Annotated in this window: 13 protein-coding genes; 11 read left to right on the top strand and 2 right to left on the bottom strand. The window is 64.8% G+C overall.

The window, feature by feature from the left end; translation table 11 throughout:
* The first annotated feature begins 159 nt into the window (after positions 1–159).
* The 6 genes from H143_RS0101230 to pssA all read left to right on the top strand — a co-directional run bounded on the left by H143_RS0101230 (position 160) and on the right by pssA (position 6,488).
* A complete protein-coding gene (locus H143_RS0101230; protein ID WP_026349611.1) occupies positions 160–942 on the top strand; it encodes a 3-hydroxybutyrate dehydrogenase in 783 nt (260 codons plus the stop codon).
* Positions 943–958: 16 nt separating this feature from the next.
* Positions 959–1,729, top strand: coding sequence for a peroxide stress protein YaaA (gene yaaA, locus H143_RS0101225; RefSeq protein ID WP_019936399.1), 771 nt, complete (start codon positions 959–961; stop codon positions 1,727–1,729).
* A 390-nt stretch (positions 1,730–2,119) separates the two neighbouring features.
* The gene (locus H143_RS0101215) at positions 2,120–3,838 is read left to right on the top strand and encodes an acetolactate synthase 3 catalytic subunit (protein ID WP_019936397.1); all 1,719 of its coding nucleotides are present in this window, start codon (positions 2,120–2,122) and stop codon (positions 3,836–3,838) included.
* Between the two features lie 12 nt (positions 3,839–3,850).
* The gene (ilvN, locus tag H143_RS0101210; protein ID WP_019936396.1) at positions 3,851–4,342 is read left to right on the top strand and encodes an acetolactate synthase small subunit; all 492 of its coding nucleotides are present in this window, start codon (positions 3,851–3,853) and stop codon (positions 4,340–4,342) included.
* 73 nt (positions 4,343–4,415) lie between these two features.
* The gene (ilvC, locus tag H143_RS0101205) at positions 4,416–5,432 is read left to right on the top strand and encodes a ketol-acid reductoisomerase (RefSeq protein ID WP_019936395.1); all 1,017 of its coding nucleotides are present in this window, start codon (positions 4,416–4,418) and stop codon (positions 5,430–5,432) included.
* 291 nt (positions 5,433–5,723) lie between these two features.
* Positions 5,724–6,488 carry a CDP-diacylglycerol--serine O-phosphatidyltransferase gene (gene pssA, locus H143_RS0101200; protein WP_019936394.1) on the top strand — a complete coding sequence of 255 codons (765 nt, stop codon included), beginning with the start codon at positions 5,724–5,726 and terminating at the stop codon, positions 6,486–6,488.
* Positions 6,489–6,507: 19 nt separating this feature from the next.
* On the opposite strand, the gene H143_RS0101195 is transcribed toward pssA, so the two are convergent.
* Positions 6,508–7,026 (bottom strand): hypothetical protein, encoded by a 519-nt coding sequence (locus H143_RS0101195; protein ID WP_051094312.1) that lies wholly within the window; start codon positions 7,024–7,026, stop codon positions 6,508–6,510.
* Between the two features lie 178 nt (positions 7,027–7,204).
* Between H143_RS0101195 and rpsO the strand changes: the two genes are divergently transcribed.
* From rpsO to H143_RS0101170, 5 genes are all read left to right on the top strand, one after another.
* A complete protein-coding gene (rpsO, locus tag H143_RS0101190) occupies positions 7,205–7,474 on the top strand; it encodes a 30S ribosomal protein S15 (RefSeq protein WP_019936392.1) in 270 nt (89 codons plus the stop codon).
* A gap of 94 nt (positions 7,475–7,568) precedes the next feature.
* Positions 7,569–9,707, top strand: coding sequence for a polyribonucleotide nucleotidyltransferase (gene pnp, locus H143_RS0101185; RefSeq protein ID WP_019936391.1), 2,139 nt, complete (start codon positions 7,569–7,571; stop codon positions 9,705–9,707).
* A gap of 72 nt (positions 9,708–9,779) precedes the next feature.
* Positions 9,780–11,126 carry a glucarate dehydratase gene (gene gudD, locus H143_RS0101180; RefSeq protein WP_019936390.1) on the top strand — a complete coding sequence of 449 codons (1,347 nt, stop codon included), beginning with the start codon at positions 9,780–9,782 and terminating at the stop codon, positions 11,124–11,126.
* A gap of 79 nt (positions 11,127–11,205) precedes the next feature.
* Positions 11,206–11,928: a hypothetical protein gene (locus H143_RS0101175; protein ID WP_369751050.1), complete on the top strand. Its 723-nt coding sequence runs from the start codon at positions 11,206–11,208 to the stop codon at positions 11,926–11,928.
* A gap of 16 nt (positions 11,929–11,944) precedes the next feature.
* Positions 11,945–13,165, top strand: a complete 1,221-nt coding sequence (locus H143_RS0101170; protein ID WP_019936387.1) for a threonine ammonia-lyase — start codon at positions 11,945–11,947, stop codon at positions 13,163–13,165.
* A 12-nt stretch (positions 13,166–13,177) separates the two neighbouring features.
* Here the strand turns inward: H143_RS0101170 and H143_RS0101165 are convergent, their stop codons facing one another.
* Complete coding sequence (locus H143_RS0101165) at positions 13,178–13,777, bottom strand: PIN domain-containing protein (RefSeq protein ID WP_019936386.1); 600 nt, start codon at positions 13,775–13,777, stop codon at positions 13,178–13,180.
* Between the last annotated feature and the right edge of the window lie 102 nt (positions 13,778–13,879).

Raw genomic sequence — 13,879 nt, 5'->3', positions numbered from 1 at the left:
TGAAAATTCAGTGTAGAGCAGCCCGATATGAAAGCAAGTCCACCGCGATAGGCGCTACCAGGCTCCCACTAAACTGTGGGTCTTACCGCAGCGGGTACGGCCGTCGCGCCAAGCGAGGCGGTCGTCGAAAATCAAAAACCAGAGGAGTTCTCCCCCATGTTGTTGAAAGGAAAAGTCGCCCTCGTCACCGGCTCGACCAGCGGCATCGGCCTTGGCATCGCCACGGCCTTTGCGCAGAACGGCGCGGACATCGTGCTCAACGGCTTTGGCGATGCCGGACAGATCGAGGCGCTGCGCGCCGGCCTGGCCGCGAAATACGGCGTGAAAGTGCTGTACGACGGCGCCGATCTGTCGCACGGCCAAGCCGTGCGCAAGATGGTGGATGACGCGGCGGACAAGCTCGGGCGCATCGACATCCTGGTCAACAATGCCGGCATCCAGTACACGGCGCAGATCGAGGACTTTCCCGTCGAGAAGTGGGACGCCATCATTGCCTTGAATCTTTCGGCCGTCTTTCATGGCACGGCGTCGGCGCTGCCTTTCATGAAGCAGCAGGGCTGGGGGCGCATCATCAACATCGCGTCGGTGCACGGCCTGGTGGGCTCGGTCAACAAGTCGGCCTACGTGGCCGCCAAGCACGGCGTGGTGGGCCTGACCAAGGTCACCGCGCTGGAGACGGCCGGCACGGGCGTCACGGCCAATGCCATCTGCCCGGGCTGGGTGCGTACGCAATTGGTGGAAAAGCAGATCCAAGCCCTGGCGGAGAAGGACGGCATCTCGACCGATGCCGCCGCGCGCGAGCTGCTGAGCGAAAAGCAGCCGTCCCTGCAATTTGTCACGCCCGAGCAGTTGGGCGGCACGGCGGTCTTTCTGGCGTCCGACGCCGCGGCGCAGGTCACCGGTATGTCGATTCCGGTCGACGGCGGCTGGACCGCGCGCTGAGAAAAGGAGCGTATCCATGCTTTTGCTGCTATCTCCCGCCAAGAAGCTCGACTACGACACGCCTGTGCAAGTGCAGGCGCACACCCAGCCGCTGTTCGTCAGTCAGGCTGCCGCCCTCATCAAGGTGCTCAAGACCCAATCGGCGCAGGACATTGCCGATTTGATGCGTCTGAGCCCGGCCCTGTCCGAACTGAACGTGGCACGCTATGCGGCCTGGAAGCCCAAGTTCACGCAGGACAACGCACGCCAGGCGGTCCTGGCTTTCAACGGCGACGTCTACGAGGGCCTGCAGGCCGCCTCGCTGTCGGCCAGGCAACTGGACTGGGCGCAGGAGCACCTGGTGATCCTGAGCGGCCTGTACGGTGCGCTGCGTCCGCTGGACCTGATGCAGCCCTACAGGCTGGAGATGGGCACGCGGCTGGCTACCGGCAAGGGCGGCAACCTGTACGAATACTGGGGGTCGGCCATCGCCGACTATCTCAACGAGCGCCAGGCCGGTGCCAAGGCGCCGGTGGTGGTCAACCTGGCCTCGGAGGAGTATTTCAAGGCGGTCGATCTCAAGGCGCTCAAGGCGCGGGTGGTGCAATGCGTCTTCCAGGACTGGAAGAACGGCGCCTGGAAGATCATCAGCTTTCACGCCAAGCGCGCCCGCGGCCTGATGGCGCGTTACGCCATCGAGCACAAGATCGCCAGGCCCGAGGGACTGCAGGGGTTCGACGCCGAGGGCTACGCCTACGACGCGGCGGCCTCCAGCGCCGACAAGCTGGTGTTCCGCCGCAGGCAGTAGGCCCCGCCGGTTTGCCAGGACGGCGGCAACCCTGTACATTAGCCAGCTCGTGCGTCCCGGGGCTCACCAGTTCCTGGGGCGCGCAGAAGGCGCCAGCCGGCCACCTGCCGGCCTTATCCTTCCAGTACTGCCTGCCATCGGTCACGCCAACAAAGCGCACGCCCCTTACCGGGGGAGTTAGGCCGAGGCTTCCATTTCGACCTGTTTGCTACCTGCGATCCTGACGGGCGCGGGCAGGGTCGGCAAGGCGTCCGGGTGGCGCGGTTCCGTGAACCGCAAAGCGCGGGTCGTGTTGCCTGATTCCGTCCACGCCCAGTTGCGCCCAGCTATCCGCTGCACGGGCTCGACCGCCAGGAAACCGGGGCCGGTAAAGGAAAGGAACACACAATCATGCAAGAACTCAATGGCGCCGACATCGTCGTGCGCTGCCTGGCCGAAGAAGGCGTTGAACACGTATTCGGCTACCCCGGCGGCGCAGTGCTCTACATCTACGACGCAATCTACAAGCAAGAAAACTTCAAGCACATCCTGGTCAGGCACGAGCAGGCCGCCGTGCATGCCGCCGATGCGTATTCGCGTTCGTCCAACAAGGTCGGCGTGTGCATCGTCACCAGCGGCCCCGGGCTGACCAATGCCGTCACCGGCATCGCCACCGCCTATATGGACTCCATCCCCATGGTGATCATCAGCGGGCAGGTGCCGACCGCGGCCATCGGCGAAGATGCCTTCCAGGAGTGCGACACCGTGGGCATCACGCGGCCCTGCGTCAAGCACAACTTTCTGGTGCGCGACGTCAAGGACCTGGCCGAGACCATGCGGCGCGCTTTCTACATCGCGCGCACCGGCCGCCCCGGCCCCGTGCTGGTCGACATCCCCAAGGACATCTCGTTTAACACCTGCAAGTACGCCCCCCCCAAGGGCGAGATCAGCATGCGTTCGTACGCGCCCGTCAACAAGGGGCATCAGGGCCAGATCAAGAAGGCCGTGCAGATGCTGCTCACCGCCGAGCGGCCCATGATCTATGCCGGCGGCGGGGTGGTGCTGTCCAACGCTTCGTCCGAGCTGCGCAGGCTGACCGACCTGCTCGACGCGCCGGTCACCAATACCCTGATGGCCCTGGGGGCCACGTCCGGCGCCGACCCGCGCTTCGTGGGCATGCCTGGCATGCACGGCACCTACGAAGCCAATATGGCCATGCAGCACTGCGATGTGCTGCTGGCCATCGGCGCGCGCTTTGACGACCGCGTCATCGGCAATCCCAAGCACTTCGCGCAGAACGCGCGCAAGATCATCCACATCGATATCGACCCCTCGTCGATCTCCAAGCGGGTGAGGGTGGACGTGCCCATCGTCGGCAACGTCAAGGACGTGATCCATGACCTGTGCGCGCTGTACGAAACCGCTTCGGCCGAGACCAAGCCGCCTTCGACCAGGGCCTGGTGGGACCAGGTCAACACCTGGCGCGGCAAGGAATGCCTCAAGTACACCCCTTCGAACGAGCTCATCAAGCCGCAGTTCGTGGTGGAAAAACTCTGGGAAGTCACCGCAGGCAACGCCTTCGTCACCTCCGACGTGGGCCAGCACCAGATGTGGGCCGCGCAGTACTACAAGTTCGGCGAGCCGCGCCGCTGGATCAATTCCGGCGGCCTGGGCACCATGGGTGTGGGCCTGCCCTACGCCATGGGCGTGCAGATGGCCAATCCGGGCGCGGAGATCGCCGTCATCACCGGCGAGGGTTCCATCCAGATGAACATCCAGGAGCTCTCCACCTGCCAGCAGTACCATTTCACGCCCAAGATCGTGTGCCTGAACAACCGTTTCCTGGGTATGGTGCGGCAGTGGCAGGAGATCGATTACGGTTCGCGCTACTCCGAGTCGTACATGGATTCGCTGCCCGATTTCGTCAAGGTCGCCGAGGCCTACGGCCACGTGGGCCTGCGTATCGAAAAGCCCGCCGACGTCGAGCCGGCGCTGCGCGAGGCGTTCGGCAAGCACAAGAACCGGCTGGTATTCCTGGACTTCATCACCGACCGCACCGAAAACGTGTGGCCCATGGTGAAGGCCGGCCGAGGCCTGACCGAGATGCTGCTCGGTTCCGAAGATCTGTGAGCGGAGACTGACATGAAACACGTGATTTCCGTTCTCATGGAAAACGAACCGGGCGCGCTGTCGCGCGTGGTGGGTTTGTTTTCCGCGCGCGGCTACAACATCGAAACGCTCACCGTGGCGCCCACCGAAGATGCGACCCTGTCGCGCCTGACCCTGATCACCTCTGGCTCGGACGAAGTGATCGAGCAGATCACCAAGCACCTGAACCGCTTGGTCGACGTGGTCAAGGTGGTGGACCTGACCGAAGGCCCGCACATCGAGCGCGAGCTCATGCTCATCAAGGTGCGCGCGGTCGGCAAGGAACGCGAAGAGGTCAAGCGCACCGCCGATATCTTCCGCGGTCGTATCATCGATGTCACCGACAAGTCCTACACCATCGAGCTCACGGGCGACCAGGGCAAGAACCAGGCCTTCATCGATGCGCTGGACCGCAGCGCCATCCTGGAGACCGTGCGTACGGGCGTGTCGGGCATAGGCCGCGGCGAACGCATACTCAAGATCTGATCCACACCCCATCTTTACCGAACATGCCGGGCGCGTATCCGGCGCATTATTCCTACTATTACGGAGCAAGAACATGAAGGTTTTCTACGACAAGGACTGCGATCTCTCTCTGGTCAAGGGCAAGACGGTCGCCATCATCGGCTACGGCTCGCAAGGCCATGCGCATGCGCTCAATCTGCACGACTCGGGCGTGAAAGTCGTGGTCGGCCTGCGCAAAGACGGTGCCTCCTGGAACAAGGCCGCCAACGCCGGCCTTGACGTCGCCGAAGTGGCCGAGGCCGTCAAGCGCGCCGACATTGTCATGATGCTGCTGCCCGACGAGAACATCGCCGGCGTCTACAACAAGGAAGTCCACGCCAACATCAAGCCGGGCGCCGCCCTGGCCTTCGCCCACGGCTTTAACGTGCACTACGGCCAGGTCGTGCCGCGCAATGATATCGACGTCATCATGATCGCGCCCAAGGCTCCCGGCCATACCGTGCGCTCCACGTACACCCAGGGCGGCGGCGTGCCCCACCTGGTGGCCGTCTACCAGGACAAGTCGGGCTCGGCCCGCGACGTGGCCCTGTCCTACGCCAGCGCCAACGGCGGCGGCCGCGCCGGCATCATCGAGACCAACTTCCGCGAAGAAACCGAGACCGACCTGTTCGGCGAACAAGCCGTGCTGTGCGGCGGCACCGTCGAACTGATCAAGGCCGGTTTCGAAACCCTGGTGGAAGCCGGCTACGCGCCCGAAATGGCCTACTTCGAGTGCCTGCACGAACTCAAGCTCATCGTCGATCTGATCTACGAAGGCGGCATCGCCAACATGAACTACTCGATCTCCAACAACGCGGAGTACGGCGAGTACGTCACCGGCCCGAAGATCGTCACCGAAGACACCAAGAACGCCATGCGCCAGGCGCTCAAGGACATCCAGACCGGCGAATACGCCAAGAGCTTCATCCTGGAAAACGCCGCCGGCGCGCCCACGCTGACCTCGCGCCGCCGCATCAACGCCGAATCGCAGATCGAAGTCGTCGGCGCCAAGCTGCGCGCCATGATGCCCTGGATCGCCGCGAACAAGCTGGTGGACAAGAGCAAGAACTAAGTAGGCGAAGGCTCAGTGCCATAACGTAAGAAGGCGCCGAGACATCGCAAGCATCGCCGCCCCGAGTGGGGGGCATCAGACCTTTGAGGTGGGGGCAGTCCCCGCAGGGGACTTTGGGCGCCTAAGGCGGCACTCAAACCCCGCCGATGGTCTGATACCCCCCACTCGGGGCGGCGATGCGTTTCAAGAACTCAAAACGAAAAGCCCCGGCAAAGACCCGGCAAAACGTCAAATCCCCCGCAATCGGTTAACCTTTTGCCTGTTCGCGCCCAGCGAGATCAGTACACGGACATGCCCAAAATGCTTCACCGCGATCCCGAGCACCGCCATCGGGGTATCTACCTTCTCCCCAACGCCTTCACCACCGCAGCCCTGTTTTCCGGCTTCTACGCGGTCGTGCAAGCCATGAACGCGCGCTTTGACGTCGCCGCCATCGCCATTTTCGTGGCCATGGTGCTCGACGGCATGGACGGCCGCGTCGCCCGCCTCACCAACACCCAGTCGGCCTTCGGCGAGCAATACGACTCGCTCTCCGACATGACCTCCTTCGGCGTGGCCCCCGCGCTGGTGGCCTATGAATGGGTCCTGCAGGACATGGGCCGTTGGGGCTGGCTGGCGGCCTTCGTTTACGTGGCCGGCGCCGCGCTGCGTCTGGCCCGCTTCAACACCAATATCGCGGTGATCGACAAGCGCTTCTTCCAGGGGCTGCCCAGTCCCGCGGCGGCGGCGCTGGTGGCCGGTTTCGTCTGGCTGTCGGTGGACAACAAGCTGCCCATCCACGACCACCTCATGGCCTGGACCATGTTCGGGCTCACCATGTACGCCGGCGTCGCCATGGTGAGCGACGCCCCGTTCTACAGCGGCAAGAAATTCGCCCTGGGCCGCAGCGTGCCTTTCTGGGGCATCTTGCTGGTGGTCGTGGTGTTCGTCTTCGTGTCCAGCGACCCGCCGGTGGTGCTTTTCACGCTGTTCGTGATCTACGGCGTATCGGGCTGGTTCGTCTGGGTCTGGCGCTGGAGCCGGGCGCGCCGCCTGCAGCAGCAACGCCACGGCTGAAAACCGGGTTTTCCGAGGCTCAGTCGTGCTCGTAGGCCGGATCGGGCCCGGGGTTGTGGCCCGTGACATGGTCGCCGTGGGGTCCCATATACACGTACATCAGCGAATTCCAGACGCCGTCCTGCAGGTAGCGGTACGACCAGACGATGGTCGTGCTGCCGGGCAGCCCGACACCGTCGATGTGGGCGGGCGGGCCGAACTCGCATCGCACCTGCGCGGCCGTCCAGCCCACGACCAACTTGTCGAAATGCCGGTCGGTGAGCAGCGGCTCCATGCGCTCGATGCGGCCGTCCGCGCCGACGTTGGCGGCCCAGGCGTAATGCCCTTTGGGCTGCGATGTCCAGACCGCGCGTTTCCCGCCGCCCGCAAGCGGGCAGACCCGTTCGGGCGTGCCGTAGCGGGCCTCGATCTGCGCATAGGGTGTGCCGGGATGGATGAGCCGGTCCATATTGGCCTGGGCCATGTTCTTGCAGGCGGACAAGGACAGCCCCAGTGCAGCGACCGCGCTGCCCTGCATAAATAGGTGACGTATGTTCATGCGAGTTCCCCTGCATGGGCGGCCCGCAGGCAGGAAGCCAGGCCGGTCCCGCCTATTAGGGGGATTTTAGGCGATCCGCTATAATGGCCGACTTGCGTGCAAATTTGCATGCAATTTAATATTAAATCCCCCACGTCCAGGCGCCCTCAGCCCGGACGCCAGTCCATAGAGGTCTCAAATGTCCGTAGCCGACATCAATAAATCCGACATCGTCACGCAATTCCAACGCGCTCAAGGCGATACCGGATCCCCCGAAGTCCAGGTGGCTCTGCTCACCGCCCGCATCAACGAACTGACCGGTCACTTCAAGGAACACATGAAGGACCACCACTCGCGCCGCGGCCTGCTGCGCATGGTCAGCCGCCGCCGCAAGCTGCTGGACTACCTGAAAGGCCGCAATCCCGATTCGTACCGCGCTCTGATCGAAAAACTCGGTCTGCGCAAGTGATCGACGGGGTAGGTTCCCCATGAACACAACCGTGGTCGGTGCGGCGCTGTCGTCGCGGCGGCCACGGTTTTTTATTTATTAGGAATAAACAGTCATGTTCAACAAAGTGACCAAGACGTTCCAGTACGGCCAACATACCGTCACGCTGGAAACGGGCGAGATCGCCCGCCAGGCCTCGGGCGCGGTGATGGTCTCGATCGAAGACACCGTCGTGCTGGCCACGGTGGTTGCCGCCAAGAAGGCCAAGCCCGGCCAGGACTTTTTCCCCCTGACTGTCGACTACATCGAGAAGACCTACGCCGCCGGCCGCATTCCCGGTGGTTTCTTCAAGCGCGAAGGCAAGCCCTCCGAGAAGGAAACCCTGACCTCGCGCCTGATCGACCGTCCGCTGCGTCCGCTCTTCCCGGAAGGCTTCTACAACGAAGTCCAGGTGGTGATCCACACGCTGTCGGTCAACCCTGACATCGACCCCGACATGGCTGCCATGATCGGCGCCTCGGCCGCCCTGGCCATCTCCGGCATTCCCTTCAATGGCCCCATCGGCGCCGCGCGCGTGGGCTATATCGACGGCCAGTACGTCATCAACCCCACGGCCTCGCAGCTCAAGACCTCCATGCTCGACCTGGTCGTGGCCGGTACCGAAACCGCGGTGTTGATGGTCGAGTCCGAGGCCAAACAGCTGCCCGAAGACATCATGCTCGGCGCCGTGGTGCACGGCCACGAGCAGATGCAGTCCGTCATCAACGCCATCCACGACCTGGTGCGCGAAGCCGGCAAGCCCGACTGGGATTGGCAGCCCGCGGCCAAGAACGAAGCCCTGATCTCGGCCGTTACCGCCGTGGCCCAGGAAGGCCTGGCCGCCGCCTACCAGGTCCGCGAAAAGCAGGCCCGCACTGCCAAGCTGCGTGAAGTCTACGCTGACGTGAAGGCCAAGCTGGCAAGCCAAGCCGTGGCCGCAGGCCAGGACGCGCCCGACGGCGTCACCGTCGACAACATCCTGTTCGACATGGAAGCGCGCATCGTGCGCGGCCAGATCCTGAATGGCGAACCCCGCATCGACGGCCGCGACACCCGCACGGTGCGCCCGATCAGCATCCGCCTGGGCGTGCTGCCCCGCGCGCACGGCAGCGCCCTGTTTACCCGCGGCGAAACGCAGGCTCTGGTGGTCGCCACGCTGGGCACCAAGCAGGACGAGCAGATCATCGACGCGCTCATGGGCGAATACCGCGACCGCTTCATGCTCCACTACAACATGCCGCCTTTCGCCACCGGCGAAACCGGCCGCATCGGCGTGCCCAAGCGCCGCGAGATCGGCCACGGCCGGCTGGCCAAGCGCTCGCTGGTGTCGCTGCTGCCCGATCACCAGGACTTCCAGTACACCATCCGTCTGGTGTCGGAAATCACCGAATCCAACGGCTCTTCGTCGATGGCCTCGGTGTGCGGCGGTTCGCTGGCCATGATGGACGCCGGTGTGCCGCTCAAGGACCACGTGGCCGGCGTGGCCATGGGCCTGATCCTGAACGAGGGCAAGTTCGCCGTGCTGACCGACATCCTGGGCGACGAAGATCACCTGGGCGATATGGACTTCAAGGTGGCCGGCACCGTCAGCGGCGTGACCGCGCTGCAGATGGATATCAAAATCCAGGGCATCACCAAGGAAATCATGCAGGTAGCGCTGGCCCAGGCCCGCGAAGGCCGTCTGCATATCCTGGAGAAGATGCGCGATGCCATCTCGGGTTCGCATAGCGAGCTGTCCAAGTTCGCGCCGCGCATGCTCACCATGAAGATCAACCCCGAGAAGATCCGCGACGTGATCGGCAAGGGCGGTGCCACCATCCGCGCGCTGACCGAAGAAACCGGCACGCAGATCGACATCTCGGACGACGGCACCATCGTCATCGCCAGCGCCGACGACACCAAGGCCAAGGAAGCCCAGCGCCGCATCGCCGAGCTGACCGCCGAAGTCGAAGTCGGCCAGGTCTACGAAGGCGCCGTGCTGCGCCTGCTGGATTTTGGCGCCATCGTGCAAGTGTTGCCCGGCAAGGACGGCCTGCTGCACATCTCCGAGATCGCCAACTACCGCATCGCCAACATCAACGATGTGCTCAAGGTGGGCCAGCAGGTTCGCGTCAAGGTCATCGAGGCCGACGAGAAGGGCCGTCTGCGCCTGTCGATCAAGGCGCTCGGCGGCATTGAGCAGCAGGCACCGGAGGCCGCGCCGCAGCCCGAATAAGCCGACGGCTTAGCACAGCACAATACGCCGCGCGGAAGTCATTCCGCGCGGCGTTTTTTTCAGGACTCGATCATGTCTGAACAAAACTTCCATTCGAACACGCCCGTGGTCACCGAACTGCGCGTCGTGCCGGTCGCCGGCCGCGACAGCATGCTGCTGAACCTGAGTGGCGCGCACGGCCCGTTCTTCACGCGCAACATCGTGTTGCTGCGCGATAGCGCGGGCAATACCGGCGTGGGCGAAGTGCCGGGCGGCGAGGCGATCCAGAAGACGATCGGCGATGCACGCGCGTTCGTGGTCGGCCAATCCATCGGCAATATGCAGGCGGTGTTGAACGCGGTGCGCAAGCAGTTCGCCGACCGCGACACGGAGGGCCGCGGTCTGCAGACCTTCGATCTGCGCACGACGATCCACGCGGTCACGGCGATCGAGGCCGCGCTGCTGGACCTGCTGGGCCAGCATTTGGGCGTGCCGGTGGCTGCGCTTCTGGGCGAAGGCCAGCAGCGCAGCGAGGTCGAAATGCTCGGCTACCTGTTCTTCATCGGCGACCGCAACAAGACCGACCTGCCGTATGCCAGCGGCGCCGACGGACGCGACGACTGGGAGCGCCTGCGCACCGAGCGGGCCATGACGCCGCAGGCCGTGGTGCGCCTGGCCGAGGCCGCGAAAATGCGCTATGGCTTCAACGATTTCAAGCTCAAGGGCGGCGTGCTGGCCGGCGACGCGGAAATGGAAGCAGTCACGGCGCTGGCCGAGCGCTTTCCCGAGGCGCGCATTACGCTGGACCCGAACGGCGGGTGGTCGCTCGCCGAGGCGATCCGCCTGTGCCGCGACAAGCATGGTGTGTTGGCCTACGCGGAAGACCCGTGCGGCGCCGAGAATGGCTATTCGGGCCGCGAGGTGATGGCCGAATTCCGCCGCGCCACGGGCCTGCCCACGGCCACCAATATGGTCGCTACCGACTGGCGCCAGATGGGCCACGCGGTCCTGCTGCAATCGGTCGACATTCCGCTCGCGGATCCGCATTTCTGGACCATGCAGGGCGCGGTGCGCGTAGCGCAGATGTGCAACGACTGGGGCCTGACCTGGGGTTCGCACTCGAACAACCACTTCGACATCTCGCTGGCCATGTTCACGCACGCCGCCGCCGCCGCGCCCGGCAAGATCACCGCGATCGACACGCACTGGATCTGGCAGGACGGCCAGCGCCTGACGCGCGAGCCGTTGCGGATTGTCGGCGGCAAGGTACAGGTGCCGCAAAAGCCGGGCCTGGGCGTGGAGATCGACATGGACGAGCTGGAAAAGGCGCACGCGCTCTACACGCAGCACGGCCTGGGTGCGCGCGATGATGCGACCGCCATGCAGTACCTCGTCCCCAACTGGAAATTCGACCCTAAGCGGCCGTGCCTGGTGCGCTGATCCGCGTTGACGAGAAGAGGTAGTCCCGCGTATTTCGCGGTAAAGTCAGGACACTTCGCAATCGAGGAAGGTCCGGCGCATGGCGATGAGGTGGTCGGTGTTAGTCGTGTCGAGCATTCTGCTCTTGGCGGGATGCGCGTCGACCCCGCCGCGCAAGGATGGCAGCACGCCGGATACCGCGCCCATGTCGGCCGGCCAACTGGTGCAGACCGATTTCGACCGCACCGTCACGCTGGTCATGCGCGACAACCTCAACAGCCTGTACCGCTTGTTGGACAAGCTCTATCGCCGCAATCCGCGCGAATGGCGCAAGAGCGGCCAGCCCAGCGAGGCCGCGGCGGTGCAGTGGGTCAAGCAGCTGATAAAAAAACGCCAGCCGCCTCCCGGCCTTGTCGGCCTGCAGGACATCCAGGTCCTGTCGGTCTCGCTCGATCCCAAGTACACCGGCGACCGGGTCGCGGCCTTCATCTACGGACTGGCCGACACTCTCATCGCCGCGCATAACGGCAAGCGGGTCTTCTACCCCTTCAGCAAGCTCGACGCCCAGCATATCTACAATGCGGCGCGCGACGCCGAGGCCGCCGACTGGATGCTGCTCACGCGCCGCACGGCCTCGGGCGAGCCCTTGCTTCTGTCCGACGAAATGGGCAAGGGGCCTGCTAACCTGAGTTTCGAGCGCGAATTCGGCAAAATCATCGGCCGTCTCGACCTGGTGGCCAGCCTTTTGGGCGAAAATGTGCGCCGCATCGGCATCGACTATGTCCAGAGCCTGTTGCTCTTCAACCTCCTGCCCGTGCGCTGACCGGAATCTTCCCACCATGATCGATCTCTCCACCGTGCAGGCCGCCCGCCAGCGGCTGCAAGGGCAAGTGCTCAAGACCCCTTTCATGCTGTCGCGCACCTTGTCCGACATGCTGGGCGCGCAGATCTGGCTCAAGTTCGAGAACCTGCAGTTCACCGCCTCGTTCAAGGAGCGCGGGGCGTTGAACCGCATGCTGGCGCTATCCGGCGAAGAACGGGCCAAGGGTGTCATCGCGGTGTCGGCGGGCAACCACGCGCAAGGCGTGGCCTACCACGCACAGCGCATGGGCGTGCCGGCCGTCATCGTCATGCCGCGCTTCACGCCCACGGTCAAAGTGGCCAACACGCGGCGCTTCGGCGCCGAGGTGGTGCTCGAAGGCGACACCTTCGACGACGCCGTGGCGCACAGCCAGGAGCTCATACGCCAGCGCGGCCTGATCATGATCCATCCCTACGACGACGAGGCCATCATCGCAGGGCAGGGTACCGTGGCGCTGGAAATGCTCGAAGACCAGCCCGACCTGGACACCCTGGTCATCGCCATCGGCGGCGGCGGGCTGATCTCGGGCATCGCCACGGCGGCCAAGGGCCTCAAACCCGGCATCGAAGTCATCGGCGTGCAGACCGAGCGCTTTCCCGCCATGTATGCGGCCATGCACGGACGCGAGATGCCGTCAGGGCCCTACACCATCGCCGAGGGCATCGCGGTCAAGTCGCCAGGCCAGATCACCCGTCAGGTCATCAGCCGCCTGGTCGATCGCATCGAACTGGTCGCCGAGGCGGATATCGAGCATGCCATCGTGGTGCTGCTCGAAATCGAAAAGACGGTGGTGGAAGGCGCCGGCGCCGCGGGCCTGGCGGCCCTGCTGCGCGACCGCGCGCGCGGCCAGGACGCCTGGTTCCAGGGCAAGCGCATCGGCCTGGTGCTGTGCGGCGGCAACATCGACCCGCTCATGCTGGGCGAACTCATCGAGCGCGGCATGGTACGTGGCGGCAGGCTGGCCCGCATCCGGGTCGATCTGCGCGATCTGCCCGGCGCCATGGCCCAGGTCACCAAGCTGATCGCCGACGCCCACGCCAACATTACCGAAGTGCATCATCAGCGAGCCTTCAGCACGCTGTCGGCGCGCGATGTCGAGGTCGAGTTCGTCCTGCAGACGCGCGGGCCGGAGCACATCCAGGAAGTCATCGACGTGCTCAATGCGGCGGGCTTTACCGCCAGCCGCTACGGGCATTGACGCCGCCCGCGCCTACCCTACGCCGCCCGCGAGCCTGGCCAGCCGGTACAGTCTTTCCCGGTGCAGGATCGCGGCCAGTTCCAGAGGCTCGCGCCCCAGGGCCACGTAATCCTGTTCGACAGGCTCCAGCGCGGATCGTAGCGCCGGCTCCGCGGCCGGCCACCAGCGGGCCAGCATCACGTCCGGGTTGAACACGTCCAGGCCCTGCCTGCGCAGCTCGGAGCGATTGAAGTCCTTCAGGTTCCAGGTCATCACCTGCACTACCGGCACGCGCTGCAGCCCGCAGCGCGCGCGCCGCGCCAGGCCGGCGGCGATGACGTGAAAATCTTTGGCGTCGCTATAGCGCAAGCCGGCTTCGTAGGCCTGCGTGTCGTGTTCCATGGCACCCGGGAAAGCCTGGTTCATGTTCTGCCACAGACCGTCCAGGATCTCGCGAGGGGCGCCCCACAAGCGGGCCGCGTTGCGGCGCCATTCCTCGCCGATGCGCTCGGTCCAGACCGGCTGGAAGACGCCTTCCTGCGCTGCGCGCAGCAGCAGCTGGCGCAGTATGGTGGACATGAGCACGCAGGCGTCCAGCACGACGAAGGGGGCGGCGGGGCCGGCAACGGTCATGTGCGGGCGAGCAAAAACGCTTCGGCCTTGCCCGGGGCGGGCGCAGGGTATGGGTCGTGGTTCATCGCGGTTTTTCGGGACGGCGCGCCGCGCCTGGTTCAG

This window comes from Bordetella sp. FB-8 (assembly GCF_000382185.1).
Lineage (GTDB): Bacteria > Pseudomonadota > Gammaproteobacteria > Burkholderiales > Burkholderiaceae_B > Bordetella.
The sequence above is the reverse complement of the archived record's forward strand: the minus strand, read 5'-3'. Positions and strand labels throughout refer to the sequence as shown.